This window comes from Bradyrhizobium sp. P5_C12 (assembly GCF_054049735.1).
Window position 1 is genome coordinate 17,592 of record NZ_JBFULU010000045.1, and the last position, 20,401, is coordinate 37,992.

Consider the following 20,401-nt stretch of genomic DNA (forward strand, 5'->3'; position numbering starts at 1 on the left):
CCCCAAGCGCAGGGCTCGAGGTCTTGTCGTTTATGCGTTGCGGGCTTACGTTCCGGAGCAACATGTCGCAAGAGATTTTCGCATGAAATCAGCGTTTCTTCCCGACCGGGGCGTGGTCAAGGTCGCGGGCGAGGATGCGCGCAACTTCCTCAACGGCCTCATCACCACCGACCTCGACAGGCTCAAGCCGGGCCTGGGGCGATTCGGCGCGCTGCTGACGCCGCAGGGCAAGATCGTCGTCGATTTCCTGGTCACGGAGGTGCCCGAAGGCCATGGCGGCGGGTTCCTGATCGACTGCCCGAAAGCGCTGGCCGATGGCCTCGCCACCAAGCTGAAATTCTACAAGCTCCGCGCCAAGGTCACGGTGGAAAATCTCTCCGACGATCTCGGCGTGCTTGCGGCCTGGGACGGGCAGATCGCGGCCCAGCCGGACCTGGCCTTCGCCGACCCACGCAATGAGCAGCTCGGCTACCGCATCCTGATCCCCGAAGATCTCAAGCAGAAGCTGTCCGATCTCATCGGCGCCGAACTCGTCGACGCCGCCGAATACGAGGCCCACCGAATCGCGCTCGGCGTGCCGCGCGGCGGGCTCGATTTCATGTACAGCGATGCGTTCCCGCACGAGACCAACATGGACCGTCTTGCCGGCGTCGACTTCGACAAGGGCTGTTATGTCGGCCAGGAGGTCGTCTCGCGCATGCAACATCGCGGCACCGCGCGCACCCGCAGCGTGAAGGTTTTGCTCGATGACCTCTCGCCGGAGCTCGGCGTCAGCATTCTCGCCGGCGACAAGCCGGTCGGCACCATGGGCTCGTCGGCGCTAGGCAAGGGCATCGCGCTGGTGCGCATCGACCGCGTCGCCGACGCGCTCGATGCCGGCCAGCCACTCACCGCCGGGGGACTTGCCTTGACGCTGGCTGAACCCGAAGTCGTCCGTATTCCCCTGAAGCAGCCCACCGCATGAGCCGCGCCCCTCGCCTGCATCCCGACGGCCTGACACGTTGCCCCTGGCCCGGCGAAGATCCGCTCTATGTCGCCTACCACGACACCGAATGGGGCGTGCCGGAATATGACGACCGCGCGCTCTATGAGAAACTGATCCTCGACGGCTTCCAGGCCGGCCTCTCCTGGATCACGATCCTGCGCAAGCGTGACAATTTCCGCAAAGCCTTCGACGACTTCCAGCCGGAGAAGATCGCGCGCTATACGCCCAAGAAGGTCCATGCGCTGATGAACGACGCCGGCATCGTGCGCAACCGCGCCAAGATCGACGGCACGATCCTCAGCGCAAAATCCTATCTGGATATCATGGAGAAGGGCCCGGGCTTCTCGAAGCTATTGTGGGACTTCATGGGCGGCCGGCCCAAGGTCAACCATTTCAAGACCACCGCGAGCGTACCGGCCTCGACGCCGCTGTCGGTGCAGATCTCCAAGGAACTGTCGTCGCGCGGCTTCAAGTTCGTCGGCCCCACCATCGTCTATGCCTTCATGCAAGCGACCGGCATGGTCAACGACCATCTCGTCGACTGCCATTGTCACGCGAGCTGCAGCAAGACGCAGCGCAAGCCGCGCCTCAAAGTCAAATGACGGCGAAGAAGACCGCCGCGCGCGACGTACCGTCCCGCGCCTGGCAGCGCATGCTGTCGGGCCGGCGGCTCGATCTGCTCGATCCCTCCCCGCTCGATATCGAGATCGCCGACATCGCGCATGGGCTTGCGCGGGTGGCGCGCTGGAACGGGCAGACCACAGGCGCGCACATCTTCTCGGTCGCGCAGCACACGCTGCTGGTGGAGACCGTGATGCGGCACGAGACGCCGCGGGTCGATCAGCGCGTGCGGCTTGCAGCCCTGTTGCACGACGCGCCTGAATACGTGATCGGCGACATGATCTCGCCGTTCAAGGCCGTGCTCGATGGTCATTACAAGGCGGTCGAGAAGCGGCTACTCGGCGCCATCCACATCCGCTTCGGCCTGCCGCCGGTGCTGCCGGACGAGGTCACGCAAGCCATCAAGGCCGCCGACCGCGGCGCGGCTTACCTCGAGGCGACCGAGCTCGCTGGCTTCAGCGACGCCGAGGCCAAGCGCCTGTTCGGCCGCGATCCCGGCCTCTCCGACAGCGTCCGGCGCGACTATCTCACGCCCTGGACGGCGGCGCGGGCGGAGAAGCAGTTCCTCGAACGTTTCAGCGCGGTGTTTGCTTAGGCCTGTAGGGTGGGCAAAGCGCAGCGTGCCCACCAATTCGAGCAAGGTGCGGGATGGTGGGCACGGCGCTTAGCGCCTTTGCCCACCCTACAGGCACTCGCTATAATCGACGAAAAGGTCCGCCATGATCCACGTCTGTTCCCTCGCAGCCCTTCCCGAAACCGTCCGCCTCACCGGGGCCAGCCATGTGCTGACCGTGATGGCCAATGTCGATCAGGTGGTGCGGCCGGTCTCGGTGCTGCCGGCCAACCATCTCAAGGTGTCGATGGACGACATCACCGAGGAGATGGACGGCTTCACCGCACCATCCGAGGCCCATATCGACCAGGTGCTGAATTTCGTGCGCGGCTGGGACCGCAGCGCGCCGCTGGTGGTGCACTGCTATGCCGGCATCAGCCGCTCCACCGCGAGCGCGTTCGCGACCGTCTGCGCGCTCAATCCGCATCGCGACGAGATCGAGATTGCGAAAAAGATCCGCGCGGCTTCGCCGATCGCCTCGCCGAACCGGCGCATCGTGAGCCTCGCCGACCGCGCGCTGGGGCGCAACGGCCGCATGCTGCGCGCGCTCGACGAGATGGGCCCGGGCGCCATGATGGTGGAAGGCCGCCCCTTCGTGATCGAGCTCGAATGACGGCTGCGCACCACAATGAAGGTGCGCGACCTCTCCCGCAAGCGGGAGAGGTGCAGCGAGCCACCAGAGAGACCGTCTCAACCAAACGGCATATCTTTCTCACAACCCCAACGACATCAGCCGCATGAGCGACAAGCTCCTCACGCCGATCGAGATCGGCCTGACCGCCGCGATCGCCGCGATCGAGGATCATGAGCCGCTGATCCTCACCGCGCGCGGCAGTGACGGGCTTGCCGGCCTGCCGTTCGGTCCGTTCGATGCGCCGAGCCACCGCACCTTCGAGATCGGCCTGCGCGCCTGGGTCGAGGCGCAGGCGGGCCTGAGGCTCGGCTATGTCGAGCAGCTCTACACGTTCGGCGATCGCGGCCGTCATGCGGAGGCCGGCGATACCGGCGCGCATATGGTGTCGATCGGCTATCTCGCGCTCACGCGCGCCATCGATGGCGAGCTCGCCGCGACGGGCGCGAGCTTCGAACCCTGGTATCGCTTCTTTCCCTGGGAGGACTGGCGCGAGGCGCCGCCCGCGATCATCGCCCGCGACATTATCCCGGAGTTGACCAGATGGGCCGAGGAGGAGCCGCCGGAGACCACGCGCGCGCTGCCGCGCAGGGATCGCGTGCGGTTCTATTTCGGCCTCGACGGCGTCCCCTGGGACGAGGAGCGCGTGCTCGACCGCTACGAGCTCCTGTACGAGGCCGGCCTGATCGAGGAGGCGCGGCGGGATGGCCGCCCTGCGGCATTAACGCGCAAGACCCTTCCTGCGCTCGGCACCTCGATGCGGTTCGACCATCGCCGGATCCTCGCCACCGCAATCGCGCGGTTGCGCGCAAAACTGAAGTATCGCCCTGTCGTCTTTGAACTTTTGCCCGCCGAGTTCACACTTACCGAACTGCAGTACACGGTGGAGGCCATCTCCGGCCGGCAACTGCACAAGCAGAATTTCCGCCGCCTGGTCGAAACGGAAGCCCTGGTCGAACCGACCGGGGTGATGTCGACACAGACCGGCGGACGGCCGGCAGCGCTCTATCGCTTCCGCCGCGACGTGCTCCAGGAGCGGCCGGCCCCCGGCTTGCGCGTTCGCTCCCGGCGCTAGATTCTAGGATTTGCGTAACCGGCCCCTGCCCGCCGGTTGCCTGGAGGCTTCATGTTCGACGGTCCGTTTGACTTCTTTGCGCTGATCATTGCGATCATCGCCTTCCTGATCGCGGTCAAGGCCTCCAGCCAGGCGGCCGAGCTGCGCCGCCGGCTGGCCTCGCTCGAAGAGATGTTTTACGCGCAGCGGCGCGTGCAGCCGCCACCGCTGATGCCCGCGCAGGTGCGGGCTGAAGCGCCCGCAACAACCGCCGCCGAACCGCCGCCGCTCGCGCCCGAAGTCGAGCAAGCGCCGCCGCCGCCCGTCACCGAAGAGGTTTCGCCGCCGCCGCTCGAAGCGAGCGCGGAGGCCGTCGCGCCGCCTCGCGTGCCGGCCGCAGAGCCCGGCTTCGAGGAGCGTCTCGGTACCCGCTGGGTGGTGTGGATCGGCGGCCTTGCGCTCGCGCTCGGCGGCTTCTTCATGGTGCGCTATTCGATCGAGGCCGGCCTCGTCGGCCCCGGCGTGCGCGTGTTTCTCGGCGGCCTGTTCGCAGCCGCGCTGTTAGGTGCTGGCGAGTGGTCGCGGCGCAAGGAGAGCATCTCCAACATCGCGGCGCTGCCGATCGCCAACATCCCCGCGATCCTCACCGCGGCTGGAACGGCGGTGGCGTTTGCCACCATCTACGCCGCCTACGCGCTCTACGGCTTCCTCGTTCCCGCCACCGCCTTCGTGCTGCTCGGCATCGTTGCGATGGGCACGCTCGCCGCAGCGCTCCTGCATGGGCCCGCGCTCGCCGGCCTTGGCGTGGTCGGCGCGTTCGTGACGCCGATCCTCGTCTCCAGCGGCAAGCCCGACTACTGGGCGCTCTACGTCTATCTCGCGATCGTCACCGCTGCGAGCTTTGGCCTCGCCCGCATCCGGCTGTGGCGCTGGCTCGCGGTGACCACCATCGTCTTCGCCGTGCTCTGGATCTTCCCGGGTCTCGATACCGGCGACTTGCAGGTCGCGCCGCACGCCTTCCATGCCATCGCGGGCTTCGTGCTCGCAGCCCTCCTCGTCGTCTGCGGCTTCATGTTCGGCCCTGCGATCGGGGACGGCGAGATCGAGCCAGTCTCGTCGAGCTCGCTTGGCGCCTATCTGTTCGGCGCAATGCTGATCGTGCTGTCGAGCGCGCATGCGGACCTCGCGCTGATCGCCTTCACGCTTCTGGTCGGTGCGACGCTGTTCGTCGCCTGGCGCGCGCCGGCCGCAACGGGCGCGCTGGGCGCGGCCGCAGCGACCGTCTTCATCGTGTTCGCCGAATGGGCCGTGAGCGCCAATCCGGACATGCTGGTGCTGCCGGGCGGCCCCATGCCCGGCGTCGGGCCGGTCGCGACCGACAGCGCGGTGACGCTGCATTTGGTGATGGCAGTGATCTTTGCCGCCGGCTTCGGCATCGCGGGCTTTTTCGCGCAGGGCCGGTCGAGCTCGGCGATCATCCCGGTGGTGTGGTCGGCGGCAGCCGTTGCCACACCGATCGCGATCCTCGTTGCGCTCTACGCGCGCATCGCCCATCTCGATCGCTCGATCCCGTTCGCGATCCTCGCGGTACTGCTTGCTGCGGCCTCTGGCGCTGCGACCGAAGCCCTCTCGCGCCGCGAAGATCGGCCGGGGCTAGCGACCTCCATCGCACTGTTCGCAACCGGCACGCTCGGCGCGCTGGCGCTGGCACTGACCTTCGCGCTGGAAAAGGGCTGGCTCACCATTGCGCTGGCGCTGATGTCGCTCGGCACCGCCTGGATCTCGTTGCAGCGCCCGATCCCGGTGCTGCGCCGGCTCGCCGCCATCTTCGCAGCGATCGTCACCGCCCGCATCGGCTATGATCCGCGCATCGTCGGCGACGCCGTCGGCACCACGCCGATCTTCAACTGGCTGTTGTGGGGCTACGGCCTGCCTGCGGCGTCATTCTGGGGCGCGAGCATCTTCCTGCGCCGCCGCGGCGACGATGCGCCGTTGCGCATCGTGGAGGCCGCCGCGATCCTGTTCACCGCGCTGCTCGCCTTCATGGAAATCCGCCACATCGCGACCGGCGGCCGCATGACCTCGCCGCCGTCGCTGCTCGAATTCGCGCTCCAGGTCTGCGTGACGCTGGCGATGGCGATCGGACTCGAGCGGCTGCGGTTGAGGAGCCGTAGCGTCGTGCACAATGTCGGCGCGGTCATCCTGACCGCGATCGCCGGCCTCATCAGCGTGTTCGGCCTGCTGATCCTGGAGAACCCGTTGCTGTGGACCAGGACCGATGTCGGCGGCCTCGTGTTCAACCTGCTGCTGCTCGGCTACGCGCTGCCCGCGGTGCTGATGCTGCTGCTGTCCTACGCGGTGGTCGGCGAACGCGGCCGGACCTATGCCAACACCATCGCCGGCGGCGCGCTGGTGTTCGCGCTCGCCTACGTCACGCTGGAGATCCGCCGCTTCTATCACGGCCCGATCCTGTTGGACGGCGAGACCACCGGCGCCGAGCAATACACCTATTCGATCGGCTGGCTCGCCTTCGGCGTGACGCTGCTCGGCATCGGCATTCTCGTCAACTCCGAGCGCGCGCGGCTCGCGTCCGCCGCCGTGATCGCGCTGACGATCCTGAAAGCCTTCGTCATCGACATGTCGACGCTGACGGGCGTCTACCGCGCGCTGTCCTTCATGTGCCTCGGCATCGTGCTGGTCGCGATCGGCTGGCTCTACCAGCGCATCCTGTTCCGGCGGCAGGCACCGCCGCCGGCTCCGCAGGCAAGCACGTAATGGTCAGGCCGCGCGGACCGATTCCAGGAACTGCGCGACCTCGACCTTGAGACGGGTGCTGTCGGTCGCCAGCGACTTCGCCGCCGACAGCACCTGGGTCGAGGCCGAGCCGGTCTCGATCGCGCCGCGCTGCACGTCGGTGATGTTCGACGAGACCTCCTGCGTGCCGAGCGAGGCCTGCTGCACGTTGCGCGAGATCTCCTGCGTCGCCGCGCCCTGCTCCTCGACGGCGGCGGCGATGGCTGCGGACACCTCGGACAGCCGCTCGATGGTGCCGCCAATCTCCTGGATCGCGCTGACGGATTCCCCGGTCGCAGACTGGATTCCCGAAACCTGCGCCCCGATCTCGCCGGTCGCCTTCGCGGTCTGCTCGGCCAGCGCCTTCACTTCGGAGGCGACCACGGCGAAGCCACGGCCGGCTTCACCCGCGCGCGCCGCTTCGATGGTCGCGTTCAGCGCCAGCAGATTGGTCTGCCCCGCGATGGTGTTGATGAGCTCGACGACGTCGCCGATCCGCGCGGCCGCCAGCGACAGCTCGTTGACGCGCGCGTTGGTCCGCGCCGCCTGCTCGACGGCTTCCGCGGCCATCCGCGCCGAATCTTGCACGCGCCGGCTGATCTCGGTGATCGAGGACGACAGCTCTTCCGAGGCGGACGCCACGGCCTGGACGTTGGTGGAGGCTTCCTCGGACGCAGCCGCGACGACGGTCGCGAGTTCCTGCCCGCGCTGCGCGGTGCTGGTCAACGTGGCCGCGGAGGCCTCGAGCTCGGTCGAGGCCGACGACACTGTCCCGACGACCTCGCCGATCATGGCCTCGAACTTGCGGGTGATGGCGTCGACACGGCGGCCGCGCTCGATCTTGACCTCGGCATCGCGTGCCGCCGCCTCGTCGGCGGCCTTCTTGGCGATCAGCGCCTCCTTGAAGATCTGGAGTGCGTCCGCCATCGAGCCGATCTCGGTCTTCTCGCCACGATGCGGCACTTCGGCCGTGAGGTCGCCCTCGCCGAGCGACTGCATCGGACGGATGATCGAGGCAATACCACGCGACACGTCGCGCACGAGATAATAGGCGGCGGCGATCGCGATCACGACCGACAGCACGATGATGCCGACCAGCACGCGGAAGATCATGGCGTAGCTGTCGGCCGCCTGCTTGGTCTCCAGCTCGGCGCCGCGGTTGTTGAGCTCGATGCCCTTCTGGAGCAACGGGTCGGCCGCCTGGGCCATCTTCGCGACCTTGGTCTGCAACAGCTCGTTGGCCTCGGCCGGGAAACGGCCGACGCTCTTGCGCGACAGCGCCATCACCTCCTGCACGCCGTTCAGGTACTCGGCCCACGCCCTGGTCCACTGCTCGTAGAGCGAGCGCTCTTCGGCGGCGGTGATCAGCGGTTCGTAGACCTTGCGGGTCTTCTCGATGCGCTCACGCAGCGAGGCGAGGCGCTTCTCGGCGGCGTCCTTGCCCTCGGCGGTGTCCTGCATCAGGTGCAGGCGGAGCGCGACGCGCAGCTCGTTGATGTCGGCGCGAAGCGAGCCCAGCGCGCGCACGCTCGGCAACCAGCTCTCCGCGATCTCAACGGTATGGGCATTGATGTTCTGCATCGTGCCGATCGCCGTCACGCCGACGCCGGCAAGCGAGAGCACGAGGACCGTCAGCACGGTCAGAAGCTTGAAGACGATCGACAACTTCGACATCACACCAAATCCCGCTGATAGCCGGCAACGCACAAATCACCCGCGCCGCGATCGCCACGACGGCGGCGAGACGGAGGTCAGTTCAACAATGCTGGCTGATTCTTGTCTGGAGAGATTGCGCACATAGTTGCAAACAGGCGTTAACAGGAAGCTACGTAAAACTACGGGCGCGGCCGTGGCCGTCGTTATTGTCTGCAACCATCTGGTGCAGCCGAACCGATATCGCGTGCTGCGACGCAGGCGCGCTTGACGCATTGCAGCATTCGAACGCAACCGCAGTCACGCCGCCCGCACCGAGTCCAGGAAGCGAGCGACCTCGCTCTTCAGCCGGTTGCTCTCCTGCGACAGCGACTGCGCGGCCGAATGCACCTGCGCCGACGCGGCTCCGGTCTCGCCGGCGCCACGCTGCACATCGCCGATATTCGCCGAGACTTCCGAAGTCCCGTGGGCGGCGTGCTGAATGTTGCGGGAGATCTCCTGGGTGGCGGCGCCCTGCTCTTCGACGGCGGCGGCGATGGTCGACGAAATCTCCGACATCCGCGCGATGGTGTCGCCGATCTCCTTGATGGCGCCGACGGAGTCCTCCGTCGCGGTCTGGATCGCGCCGATGTGCTGTCCGATCTCGCCGGTCGCTTTCGCGGTCTGCTCGGCCAGCGCCTTCACCTCGGTCGCGACCACGGCAAAGCCCTTGCCGGCTTCGCCCGCGCGCGCCGCCTCGATCGTGGCGTTCAGCGCGAGGAGATTGGTCTGGCCCGCGATGGTGTTGATCAGCTCGACGACGTCGCCGATACGGCCGGCCGCCTTCGTCAATTCGGCAACGCGCGCATTGGTGCGCTGCGCCTGCTCCACCGCGACGTCGGCCACCCGCGCCGATTCCTGCACCTGGCGACTGATCTCGGAAATCGACGAGGTCATCTCCTCGCTCGCCGAGGACACCGATTGAACGTTCGCGGACGCCTCTTCCGAGGCCGCCGCGACGGCGCTGGCGCGGCCGCTCCCGCGCTCGGCCGCCTGCGTCAGCGTGGTGGAGGACGCTTCGAGCTCGGTTGCGGCCGACGAGACGGTCTCGATGATCTCGCCGATGGCGCCTTCGAAGGTGTCGGCGAGCCGCTGCATGTCCGCCTTGCGCTGCGTGCGACGGAGCGCGTCCGCCTCCGACTGTTCGGCACGCAGCCGCTCCGCCTCCGCCATGTTGTTCCTGAACACCTCGACCGCGCCGGCCATCTCGCCGATCTCGTCCCTTCGCCCGACGCCGGGAACGGAAATCGAGAGCTCGCCGCGCGCAAGCCGCGTCATCGCATCGATCATGGCGGAGAGCGCGCTCGAGATCGAGCGTCCGAGGAGGAAGCCGACCACGGCGAGCACGACGACGGTGACGGCGAAGGCGATCATCATCCACCGGCGCACGGCGTCGCGGGTCGCGGCTTCCGCAGCGTCGGCCTGCTTGTACAGGCTTTCGACCGCAGTCCGCACGTCGAGCATCGCCGGCTCGAGTTCGCGGAACGTCTTCATCATGCCGGCGTCATAGGCCGCGACCTGCTGCGCGGTCTCGGCCCATGCCACGAACTCGGACTGGTATTTCTGGAGCTTGGCCGTGATGTCCGTGATGACCGACGCGGGAACGGCGGCGGCTTCCATCGCCTTGGAAAATTCGGCGGCGGCCTTCTTCAGCTCCGCGATGTATTTCGGATCACGCCGCAGCATGAAATCCTTCTCGTGCCGGCGCATCGTCAGCATCCAGCTCGTCAGCCGCGGACTGTCGATCTCCTTCAGCTTCGCCTCGATGTCGTGCACCGCGCTGCGGAGCGAGCCGGACAGGCCGAGGGTCTCGTTCAGGCCGAGCTTGATCTCGGCGGCGACCAGCGCATTGAAATCCGACACGTAGCGCTTGAAGCCATCCTGGGCCTGCTTCATCCTGTCGGACAGCGCGCTCATGCCGCCGGCCGACATCAGCCGCTCCACCTCGTCGAAGTCGCGATTGATCGGCCCGATCAGCTCGGCATGCGCCTTGGCGTAGCTCTCGGTCCGGCGCTGCTGGAAGTTCTTCTCGTTGCGGCGGGCCTCCAGCATCTCGATCGAGAGCTGCTTGTCGAGGTCGGCGATGGCGCGGGCACGGTTGGCAACAGTGCGGGAGGCGTCCTGGGAGAGGCTGCCGAGCTCGTAGATCGCGCCAAAGGCGACGAGACCGACGAGGCCGAAGAATCCGATCGCCATGACCTTGTGGGTCAGGCGGATGGAGGCGCCGCTCATGAATGTGCTCCAAAACGCTCGATACGCAATACAGGGAGGGCGACTCAGCGCCCGGAATATTGCGGGGATCATGACTGCGTCGGTTTTCCGGAAGGTTAACCCGGCGCGGCTTTCGACGTGGCGCCGCAATATGCGCGCGCGCGACCGCCGCGCTCTTTCGCGCGGCGGTTGCAGGGATCTGGAGGAGAGCTGCCGCGGTCAGGCGGCGCGCACGGTGCCGAGGAACTTGCCGACCTCGAGCTTGAGGCGGTTGCTGTCGCCGGACAGCGACTGCGCGGCCGAGAGTACCTGTGCGGACGCCGAGCCGGTCTCGCTCGCACCGCGCTGCACGTCGGTGATGTTGGACGACACCTGATGGGTGCCCTCCGCCGCCTGCTGCACGTTGCGGGAAATTTCCTGCGTCGCCGCGCCCTGCTCCTCGACCGCAGCCGCGATGGTCGAGGAGATCTCCGACAGCTTCTCGATGGTGTCGCTGATGTCCTTGATGGCGCCGACCGAATGCTCGGTCGCGGACTGGATGCTCGCAATCTGCTGGCCGATCTCGCCGGTCGCCTTCGCGGTCTGCTCGGCCAGCGCCTTCACCTCGGAGGCAACCACGGCAAAGCCGCGGCCGGCCTCGCCGGCGCGCGCCGCCTCGATGGTGGCGTTGAGCGCCAGCAGATTGGTCTGGCCGGCGATGGTGTTGATCAGTTCGACCACGTCGCCGATCCGCGCCGCCGCCTTGGACAATTCGCCGACGCGGTCGGTCGTGGTCCGGGCCTGGTTGACCGCCTCGCTCGCCACCCGGGCCGATTCCTGCACCTGGCGGCTGATCTCGGTGATCGAGGACGACAGCTCTTCCGTCGCCGAGGCCACCGACTGCACATTGGTCGAGGCTTCCTCCGAGGCTGCCGCAACCACCGTGGTGAGCTGTTGCGTGCGCTCCGCCGTCGTGGTCAGTGTGGTAGCCGACGCTTCCAGCTCGGTCGAAGCCGACGACACCGTGCCGACGATCTCGCCAACGGCGCCTTCGAAGCTATCGGCGAGCTTGTGCATCTCGGCCTTGCGCTGCGCGGCGGCGGCCTGATCCTGCCTGATCTTGGCTTCGGCCTCCTCGCGCGCCTTCTGCTCCGACACGATCTTGAATTTCTCGACGGCACCGGCGACCTCGCCGACCTCGTCCTTGCGGCCGAGGCCCGGCAGCACGACCGAGAAGTCTCCGCCGGCGAGCTTCTCCATCGCCGCCGTCAACGCGCGCATGGGTCGCGCGATGCTGAAGACGGAGAAGATGCACGTGCCGATCAGGACCAGCGCGACCAGCACGCCGGTAACGAGCGATGTCCGCGCAACCGAGGCTACCTCCACTTCCGCTTCGGCACGCGTCTCTACACTCCTCTGCTTGGCAAAGTTGGTGATCTCGTTGGTCAGCTCGGAGATCTCTTCGTTGATCGGCCCGAGTGTTTCCTTGCGGATGCGGCCGACCTCGGCCGTCAGCTTTGCGAGCTGCCTCGCCGCCTCGTCGTTCTTCCCGTCGAGCGCGAGCTCCTGCTTGCGGATCGCCTCGATCTGCTGCTCGCCCTTCTGGAAGTTGCCGATCAGCACGATCAGCCGGTCGATCCGCTTTTGGTTCTCCGGCGAACGCGAGAGCTTCGCCATCTCACCCGCGAACTTCAGCGCCGCCGTCTGGCGGTCGTTGAAATAGGTGACGGCCTTCTGCATCTCGGCCGGCGAGGATGAAGTCAGAATATCACGAATGCCGATCTGCATCCCGCGGACCGACGCCTTCGCTTCCGCAGCGTTTTGCGCGATCGACTGCTGTCCAGATGCTCCATTACTGAGTTTCTGGACCTCGGCGCCGCCGCTCATCTGGAGGAAGATCATCAGCGCCACGAGCCCGATGGTCAGCGCGGAGGTGATGGCGAGCTTGGTGCCAATTCGCAGATTCTGAATGAGCGTCATTGAAACCTTCCCGGGATACGAATTGCCGCGACGAAGCGCGTGAACAGCCGGGAAGGCTAGCGGTCAGGTTCCTCATTAGCGTTAAGCAAGAGCTGCGCGGGCTGGGTACAAATACGGAACGTGCAGCGAAGGAGCACTTCGCGATTTTGCAGCCGGGGCATTCGTTAACGTCCGCCCGCTGTCGCGCTGGTTTCAACTTCCACTCTCGCCGACGAGGCTGATGCGAAACACCGGCTCCTTGTTCTCGTCGAGCAGCTCCATGCTCCATTGGGCATTCGGCTTCAGATTGCGCGCGATGGTGCCGAGCAGGTTGGCGCAGACCTCGGTCATCTCGGTCCACGCAGCGGCGCGGTCCTCGAACTCATACGGCTGGTCGGCGGCGCCGGAGTAGCGACCGGTGCTGATGCGGAAGAAGTACAGCGACATCGTTGAACCCTTTTATCGGGCCGCGCCCCCCGGCCGTACGCAAACTGGGGCGCGAACAGCTACCAACGCATGAAAGCCGCCGTCCGTATGACTACGGCGCGGCGGCTTGATGGCTACCGATGATGGTCAACAGGGCGTTCGCGCGGTGATGGCCGCGGCGGTCAAATTCAATCGGTCGAGCGGCGCAACTCGAGGGGGCCTTCGTTCCTGGCGGGCTCCGACCTGATTTCGGATTTGGCTTCCGATTTGACCGGCTCGAGCCGGGTGCTCTCGACGCGCGGCGTTTCAACGCGTGCGGCGATTTCGGTGTTCGAGCCGCCGACCGAACCGGTGTGCTCCGAGGTCCGCAGCGAGCGCGGACGGGCGACGGCGCGCGCCATCAGCATTTGGTTGCCGCCCTGGTGGTGGAAGTCGCAATAGGCGAAGCCCATGCCCGACACCGAGCCGCGGAAGCTGCGGTCGTCGGTCTTCTCCAAATTGAAGCACGGCTCGAACGGAATGCCCTTGATCGAGGCGCAGACGTTCTGGCCGCGGATCTGGAGCGTGTTGCCGGGAAGACGGAGGTGGCGGGTGGGACCGGCGCCGGAGAACTGCACCGCGCCGGCAGCGCCGAGATCGTCGAGAATGCGGCCCGCGCCGCGGGTGCCGTCGAAACAGGTGAAGGCAAACACCTTGCCGGCAACGAAGCGACGGGCTTCATCGGCATTCATGCTTCCGGCAATGGCCGGCGCAACCGTTACTGCCGCCGTGACGGCCCCCAATACAAAACGCGCAAGCATGCTCTTACTCCGACGAACCCCATGCAGCGGGCGATGCCTGATGTCTTTACCCGCTGCTTACCATACTAACAGTGGCGACATTGAAGCAGCTTGGTTGGTAAAGTCTGAACGCCGTTAGAGAATTTTTACCACGATGCGGCCGCGGACCTGGCCGGCCAGAATTTTGGCGCCCCATCCGGAAACCTCATCGAGAGGAATTTCCGTAGTGATTTCAGATAGTTTCGTCCGATCCAGATCGGACGCCAGGCGCTGCCAGGCGGCCCGCCGCGGTTCGATCGGGCACATCATGGAATCGATGCCGAGAAGGCACACCCCGCGCAAAATAAACGGCGCGACCGAGGACGGCAGGTCCATGCCGGCCGCCAGACCGCAGGCCGCGATCGCCCCGCCGTATTTCGTCATCGACAGCAGGTTGGCGAGCGTGGTCGAGCCGACGCTGTCGACCCCACCGGCCCAGCGCTCCTTGGCGAGCGGCTTGGCCGCCGCCGACAATTCATTGCGGTCGATCACTTCGGCAGCACCGATCTCTTTCAGATAGTCCGCTTCCGATGCGCGGCCGGTCGAGGCGATGACGTGATAGCCGAGCTTGGACAGCACGGCGGTCGCGACCGAGCCGACGCCGCCGGCCGCGCCCGTCACCACAACGGGGCCGCTCTTCGGCGACAGGCCGTGCTTCTCCAGCGCCAGCACCGAGAGCATTGCGGTGAAACCGGCAGTGCCGATCGCCATGGCGTCGCGCGCCGACAGGCCCTGCGGCAGGGCGACCAGCCAGTCACCCTTCACCCGTGCCTTCTCGGCATAGGCGCCGAGATGGGTCTCGCCCATGCCCCAGCCGGTGCAGACGACCTTGTCGCCCGCCTTCCACTGCGGATGTGAGGACTGCTCGACGGTGCCGGCGAAGTCGATCCCGGCAATCATCGGAAAACGGCGCACCACCGGCGCCTTGCCGGTGAGCGCGAGGCCATCCTTATAGTTCAGCGTCGACCATTCCACGCGCACGGTGACGTCGCCGTTCATCAGCTCGGCTTCGTCGAACTGCGTGAGCGCGGCTGTGGTGCCCTTGTCCGCCTTGTCGATCCGGATCGCCTTGAATGTGGCCACGACTGAACTCCCTGACTTTGTTTCAGGGGATGTTTAGCCGATCAGGCCGGCTGCGCAACCGCCCGTGCAACGGGTTTCTCCACGATCGGGAGATTGATCAGCGCCGACAGCACGCCGAACAGGATCGAGAGCCACCAGATCGGCGTGTAGGAACCGAAGCGCTCGAACACGATGCCGCCGAGCCAGACGCCGAGGAAGCCGCCGACCTGGTGGCTGACAAAGGCGAAGCCATAGAGCGTCGCAAGCCAGCGCGTGCCGAACATCAGCGCCACCAGGGCAGACGTCGGCGGCACCGTCGACAGCCAGGTCAGGCCGGAGATCGCACCGAACGCGATCGCCGAGAACGGCGTGATCGGGAACGAGATGAAGGCGAGCGTCGCGAGCGCACGGGTAAGATAGATCGCGGAGAGGATGTAGCGCTTGGGCAGGGAGTTCTGGAGGTAGCCGACGCTCAGCGAGCCGATGATGTTGAACAGGCCGATCGCGGCGATGACCCAGCCGCCGGTCTGCGCCGAGATGCCATTGTCGACCAGGAAGGCCGGCAGGTGAACCGTGATGAATGCGAGCTGGAAGCCGCAGGTGAAGAAGCCGAGCACGAGCAGCACGTAGGAGCGATGGCCAAAGGCCTCGGCGAGCGCCTTGGTGAAGGACTGCTGGTCGGCTGGCGCCTTACTCGCGGAGCTGTCAACCGGCGGCGTCGCGAGCGCCAGCGACAGCGGAATGATCAGCAGCATCAGAAAGGCGAAGACGGTGAGCGCCTGCTGCCAGCCGAAATTGTCGATCAGCGCCACACCGATCGGCGCGAACAGGAACTGGCCGAACGAGCCCGCCGCAGTGCCGGCGCCGAGCGCAAGCCCGCGCTTCTCGGCCGGCAGGAGCTTGCTGAACGCCGACAGCACCAGATTGAACGAACAGCCGGCAAGGCCAAAGCCCACCATCACGCCCGCGCCGATGTTCAGCGACAGCGGCGTCGACGAGTAGCGCATCAGCAACAGGCCGCCGGCATAGAGCAGAGCACCCACGCACATCACGCGGAACAGGCCGAAGCGGTCGGCGACCGCGCCGGCCAACGGCTGGCCCAATCCCCACAGCAAATTCTGAAAGGCGATGGCCAGGCCAAACACGTCGCGGCCCCAGCTGAACTCGTGGCTCATCGGCTGGACGAAGAAGCCGAGCGCCGAGCGCGGGCCGAAACCCAGCATGCCGATGGCGCAGCCGCAGAGGATGATGACGGCCGGCGTGCGCCAGGTGGAGGAACGTGAGTGCGGACCGAGCTCGCCCACTTGTGTCGACATGCACTTCCTCATCTGTCGTTGGCGGATCCGGAACAGGCACCGCAAGGTCAGCCGTTTAATGCAAATGCATGAAAATCCCAAGTCAAAAATGGTTGCGTTCCACGAAGAGCTCTCGCGGGAGCATTGCATTTCCCCGAGACCTCGCCCGACGACGGGCGCCCGCGCCAAGGCGAACGCGCCATGACGAGAATGTGTGCGGCAGGATCTAGCGGCTCCCGCCCCGGCGTGTTATCTTTGATTTACTCAGACTGAGCATATTTGAGCGCTGCTGAAATCGGACCCGGCCTCTCGGCCGGATTTCTCGGGCTCTATATATACTCATTATGAGCATATATAGGCATATCAAGACATGCACGGGAGGCTTCGATGCCGATCACTGGAATTTACGGCCCCGACGACTTTGCCAACCGGCCGAAGGGCCAAATCACCGCCCCTCGCCCCGCCCCGGCGCGGACCAGGTCCGCGCTGCCGATGCCGTCGCTGGCATGGACGCCGGAGGTCGAGCGGGCCACCGCGCATCTCTACGAGCGGGTGAAGCACGTGATCCCATCGATCGAGTGGCCGCTGATGGCGCCGACGATCAAGGCGATCAACGAGCTGAAGACGGCGCGGGGCGCGGTGATCCTCGCGCACAACTACCAGGCGCCGGAGATCTTTCACTGCGTCGCCGACATCGGCGGCGACTCGCTCCAGCTCGCGGTCGAGGCCACCAAGGTGAAGGCCGACATCATCGTGCAATGCGGCGTGCACTTCATGGCGGAGACCTCGAAACTTCTCAACCCGGACAAGACCGTGCTGATCCCGGACTCGCGTGCCGGCTGCTCGCTCGCGGCCAGCATCACCGGCGCCGACGTGCGGCTGTTGCGCGAAAAATTTCCCGGCGTGCCGGTGGTTGCCTATGTCAACACGTCGGCGGAGGTGAAGGCCGAGGTCGACATCTGCTGCACCTCGTCGAACGCGGTGCAGGTGGTCGAGAGCCTGAACGCGCCAAGCGTGATCTTCCTGCCCGACCGCTATCTCGCGACTTATGTGGCCTCCAAGACCGACGTGAAGATCATCGCCTGGAAAGGCGCCTGCGAGGTCCACGAGCGCTTCAAGGCTGCGGAGCTGCGCGAGCTTCGCGAGGCCGATCCGTCCGTGCAGATCATCGCGCATCCCGAATGTCCGCCTGACGTGCTGGCGGAAGCCGATTTCACCGGCTCAACCGCGCACATGATCAACTGGGTGCGCGAGAAGCGGCCGCGGCGGCTCGTGATGATCACGGAATGCTCGATGGCCGACAATGTACGCGCCGAGCTGCCGGACGTCGAAATGCTGCGGCCCTGCAATCTCTGCCCGCACATGAAGCGCATCACGCTCGCCAATATTCTGGACAGCCTGCTGACGCTTGGCGAGGAAGTGACGATCGACCCGGCCATCGCCGAGCGCGCAAGGCGATCGGTCGAGCGAATGATCAATCTGAAGAATTGAGCAACAAGCAACAGCAAACACAGCTGTCGTCCTGGCGAAGGCCGGGACCCATAACCACCGAACGGCGTGGTTGCAAAGGTCAGCGTCGAACGGCTCAGCCAACAACTGCTGCCGCGGAGTATGGGTCCCGGCCTTCGCCGGGACGACGGTTGAGAGCTTGGAGAAAGCCATGACAACAAACAACATCCACAACCTCACCCGCTCTAGCGACGACGTCGTCATYGTCGGCGGCGGCCTCGCGGGCCTGTTCTGCGCGCTGAAACTCGCGCCGCGGCCGGTGACGCTGATTGCGGCGGCGCCGCTCGGACAGGGCGCATCGTCCGCATGGGCGCAAGGCGGCATCGCAGCCGCGGTGGCCGAGGGTGACAGTGCCGAGGCACACGCCGCCGACACCGTCGCCGTCGGCGGCGGCATCGTCGACGAAGCGATCGCGCTCGGGATCGCGCGCGAGGCCGGCCCGCGGATTCACGATCTGTTGGCTTACGGCGTGCCGTTCGACCGCGATCTCGAAGGCAGGCTCGCCGTGGGGCGCGAGGCCGCGCATTCGGCGCGGCGCATCGTGCATGTCCGCGGCGATGGAGCCGGCGCCGCGATCATCGCGGCGCTGAGCGAAGCCGTGCGCCGCACGCCGTCGATCCGCGTGATCGAAGGCTTTGTCGCCGAAGCGCTGCTGACGGAGGACGGCGCCGTCACCGGTCTTCAGCTGCGCGAGGCCGGCAATTTTTCAGCGAGACCGACGATGATGGCCTCCCGCGCGGTGGTGCTCGCAACCGGCGGCATCGGCCATCTTTATGGCGTCACAACCAATCCGGTCGAGGCCAGCGGATCGGGCCTTGCGATCGCGGCGCGGGCCGGCGCAGTGATCGCCGACCCCGAATTCGTGCAGTTCCACCCGACCGCGATCATGGTCGGCCGCGATCCGGCGCCGCTTGCGACCGAGGCGCTGCGCGGCGAAGGCGCGACGCTGATCAACGCCAATGGTGAGCGTTTCATGCTGGCGCGTCATCCGCTCGCCGAACTCGCGCCGCGCGACATCGTGGCCCGCGGCGTGTTTGCCGAGATTGCGGCCGGGCGCGGCGCCTTCCTCGACGCGCGGGAGGCGCTGGGCGCACGCTTCGCCGAAAAATTTCCAACCGTGCATGCAAGCTGCATCGCCGCCGGCATCGATCCCGCCACGCAAGTCATCCCGATCGCGCCGGCCGCGCACTACCACATGGGCGGCATCGCGGTCGACGACCGCGGCCGCAGCTCGATCGACGGCCTCTGGGCCGGCGGTGAGGTATCGTCCACGGGCGCGCATGGCGCCAACCGGCTCGCTTCGAATTCGCTGCTGGAGGCGGTAGTCTACGCCGCGCGCATCGCCGACGACATCGCCGGCCGCGCGATCCCCTCGCCTGCCCGCCTCCCCGACGCGCTGGTGACGCCGCGCGGCGGCGCGCCGGATGCTGCGGTCGCAAAGCGCCTCCGCGCCATGATGAGCGCGCGCGTGGGCGTGATCCGCGACGGTGACGGACTTGCGGAGGCGGTACGCAGCTTTGCCACGCTCGAGCGCGAGGCAACAAGCATCGCACTCCGCAACATGGCGGCGGCAGCCCTGCTCGTCGCCGCCGCGGCCTGGACGCGGCGCGAGAGCCGCGGCGCGCATTTCCGCTCCGACCATCCGGCGGACGTGCCTGCGCTCGCGCAACGAACCATGACCACGCTCACTGCGGCGCGCGAGGTGGCGGAAAGCCTCATCGACCGCCCGCTGCCGCGCACCGCGCAACCCATGATCGCCTGATGGAGCCTTCGATGATCACCCCGACCTCTCTGCTCAATCCCGATGCCTTCCTGTCCCCGCTCGCGATCGACGAGGCCGTGCATCGCGCGCTCGATGAGGATCTCGGCCGCGCCGGCGATATCACCTCACTCGCGACAATTCCCGAAGCAACAAAAGCGCAAGCGATCCTGGTCGCGCGCCAGTCTGGCGTGATCGCCGGATTGCCGCTGGCGCTGGCGACGCTGCAAAAGCTCTCGCCCGACATCGAGGTGCGCGCACAAGTCCGCGACGCCGCGCGCGTCGCCCGCGGGCAGCACGTGCTGACGATCTCGGGCCCGGCGCGCGCCATTCTCACGGCGGAGCGGACCGCGCTGAATTTCGTCGGCCGGCTGTCCGGCGTCGCAACGCTGACGGCGGACTATGTGGCGCGAACCGAAGGCACAAGAATGCGCATCTGCTGCACGCGCAAGACGACGCCGGGATTGCGGGCGCTGGAGAAATATGCGGTGCGCTGCGGCGGCGGCTTCAACCACCGCTTCGGCCTCGACGATGCGATCCTGATCAAGGACAACCACATCGCGGTCGCCGGCGGCATCCGCCCCGTGCTGGAGCGCGCCCGCGCCCATGCCGGCCATCTCGTCAAGATCGAGATCGAGGTGGACACGCTGGCGCAATTGCGCGAGGTGCTCGACACCGGATTTGCCGACGCCGTGCTGCTCGACAACATGGACGTCGCGACGCTGCGCGAAGCGGTGCGGCTTTCGGAGGGCCGCGTCGCGCTGGAGGCGTCCGGTGGCGTCACGCTGGAGTCGATCGCGGCCATCGCGGCGACCGGCGTCGACTACGCGTCGGCGGGCGCACTGACGCATTCGGCGGCGAATTTCGACTGCGCGCTGGATATCGCGGCGTGAGGCGGTCTACTCCCTCCCCCCGTTCTTACGGGGAGAGGGTTGGGGTGAGGGGCCTCTCTCCGCAAATGCGATTGTCGAGAGACCTGTACCCCTCACCCGGA

Annotated in this window: 16 protein-coding genes; 9 read left to right on the plus strand and 7 right to left on the minus strand. The window is 66.7% G+C overall.

Going from position 1 to position 20,401, the window contains the following annotated elements; translation table 11 throughout:
• Positions 1–82: 82 nt before the first annotated feature.
• The 6 genes from ygfZ to ACXJMY_RS30080 all read left to right on the plus strand — a co-directional run bounded on the left by ygfZ (position 83) and on the right by ACXJMY_RS30080 (position 6,679).
• Positions 83–964, plus strand: a complete 882-nt coding sequence (gene ygfZ, locus ACXJMY_RS30055) for a CAF17-like 4Fe-4S cluster assembly/insertion protein YgfZ (RefSeq protein ID WP_456622968.1) — start codon at positions 83–85, stop codon at positions 962–964.
• Positions 961–1,587 carry a DNA-3-methyladenine glycosylase I gene (locus tag ACXJMY_RS30060; RefSeq protein WP_456622969.1) on the plus strand — a complete coding sequence of 209 codons (627 nt, stop codon included), beginning with the start codon at positions 961–963 and terminating at the stop codon, positions 1,585–1,587. Before ygfZ ends, ACXJMY_RS30060 begins: the two co-directional genes overlap by 4 nt.
• Positions 1,584–2,201: a YfbR-like 5'-deoxynucleotidase gene (locus ACXJMY_RS30065; RefSeq protein ID WP_456622970.1), complete on the plus strand. Its 618-nt coding sequence runs from the start codon at positions 1,584–1,586 to the stop codon at positions 2,199–2,201. Before ACXJMY_RS30060 ends, ACXJMY_RS30065 begins: the two co-directional genes overlap by 4 nt.
• Positions 2,202–2,325: 124 nt before the next feature.
• Positions 2,326–2,832, plus strand: a complete 507-nt coding sequence (locus tag ACXJMY_RS30070) for a tyrosine phosphatase family protein (protein ID WP_456622971.1) — start codon at positions 2,326–2,328, stop codon at positions 2,830–2,832.
• A gap of 124 nt (positions 2,833–2,956) precedes the next feature.
• The gene (locus ACXJMY_RS30075; protein WP_456622972.1) at positions 2,957–3,925 is read left to right on the plus strand and encodes an NUDIX hydrolase; all 969 of its coding nucleotides are present in this window, start codon (positions 2,957–2,959) and stop codon (positions 3,923–3,925) included.
• Positions 3,926–3,976: 51 nt separating this feature from the next.
• Positions 3,977–6,679 carry a DUF2339 domain-containing protein gene (locus tag ACXJMY_RS30080; protein ID WP_456622973.1) on the plus strand — a complete coding sequence of 901 codons (2,703 nt, stop codon included), beginning with the start codon at positions 3,977–3,979 and terminating at the stop codon, positions 6,677–6,679.
• 3 nt (positions 6,680–6,682) lie between these two features.
• Here ACXJMY_RS30080 and ACXJMY_RS30085 read toward each other — a convergent pair whose 3' ends face one another.
• The 7 genes from ACXJMY_RS30085 to ACXJMY_RS30115 all read right to left on the minus strand — a co-directional run bounded on the left by ACXJMY_RS30085 (position 6,683) and on the right by ACXJMY_RS30115 (position 16,160).
• A complete protein-coding gene (locus ACXJMY_RS30085) occupies positions 6,683–8,371 on the minus strand; it encodes a methyl-accepting chemotaxis protein (protein WP_456622974.1) in 1,689 nt (562 codons plus the stop codon).
• A 279-nt stretch (positions 8,372–8,650) separates the two neighbouring features.
• Positions 8,651–10,621: a methyl-accepting chemotaxis protein gene (locus tag ACXJMY_RS30090; RefSeq protein WP_456622975.1), complete on the minus strand. Its 1,971-nt coding sequence runs from the start codon at positions 10,619–10,621 to the stop codon at positions 8,651–8,653.
• Between the two features lie 198 nt (positions 10,622–10,819).
• Positions 10,820–12,559: a methyl-accepting chemotaxis protein gene (locus ACXJMY_RS30095; protein WP_456622976.1), complete on the minus strand. Its 1,740-nt coding sequence runs from the start codon at positions 12,557–12,559 to the stop codon at positions 10,820–10,822.
• Positions 12,560–12,751: 192 nt separating this feature from the next.
• Entirely contained in the window at positions 12,752–12,985 is a 234-nt protein-coding gene (locus tag ACXJMY_RS30100) for a DUF6894 family protein (protein ID WP_456622977.1), read from the minus strand.
• 167 nt (positions 12,986–13,152) lie between these two features.
• Positions 13,153–13,764, minus strand: a complete 612-nt coding sequence (locus ACXJMY_RS30105) for a hypothetical protein (RefSeq protein WP_456622978.1) — start codon at positions 13,762–13,764, stop codon at positions 13,153–13,155.
• Positions 13,765–13,878: 114 nt separating this feature from the next.
• Entirely contained in the window at positions 13,879–14,865 is a 987-nt protein-coding gene (gene acuI / locus ACXJMY_RS30110) for an acrylyl-CoA reductase (NADPH) (protein ID WP_456622979.1), read from the minus strand.
• A 41-nt stretch (positions 14,866–14,906) separates the two neighbouring features.
• A complete protein-coding gene (locus ACXJMY_RS30115) occupies positions 14,907–16,160 on the minus strand; it encodes an MFS transporter (protein WP_456622980.1) in 1,254 nt (417 codons plus the stop codon).
• Between the two features lie 366 nt (positions 16,161–16,526).
• Here ACXJMY_RS30115 and nadA point away from each other — a divergent pair, with 366 nt between their 5' ends.
• From nadA to nadC, 3 genes are all read left to right on the plus strand, one after another.
• A complete protein-coding gene (nadA, locus tag ACXJMY_RS30120; RefSeq protein ID WP_456622981.1) occupies positions 16,527–17,630 on the plus strand; it encodes a quinolinate synthase NadA in 1,104 nt (367 codons plus the stop codon).
• Positions 17,631–17,799: 169 nt separating this feature from the next.
• Positions 17,800–19,410 (plus strand): L-aspartate oxidase, encoded by a 1,611-nt coding sequence (locus tag ACXJMY_RS30125; RefSeq protein WP_456622982.1) that lies wholly within the window; start codon positions 17,800–17,802, stop codon positions 19,408–19,410.
• Between the two features lie 11 nt (positions 19,411–19,421).
• Positions 19,422–20,300, plus strand: coding sequence for a carboxylating nicotinate-nucleotide diphosphorylase (gene nadC / locus ACXJMY_RS30130; protein ID WP_456622983.1), 879 nt, complete (start codon positions 19,422–19,424; stop codon positions 20,298–20,300).
• The last annotated feature ends 101 nt before the right edge of the window (positions 20,301–20,401 follow it).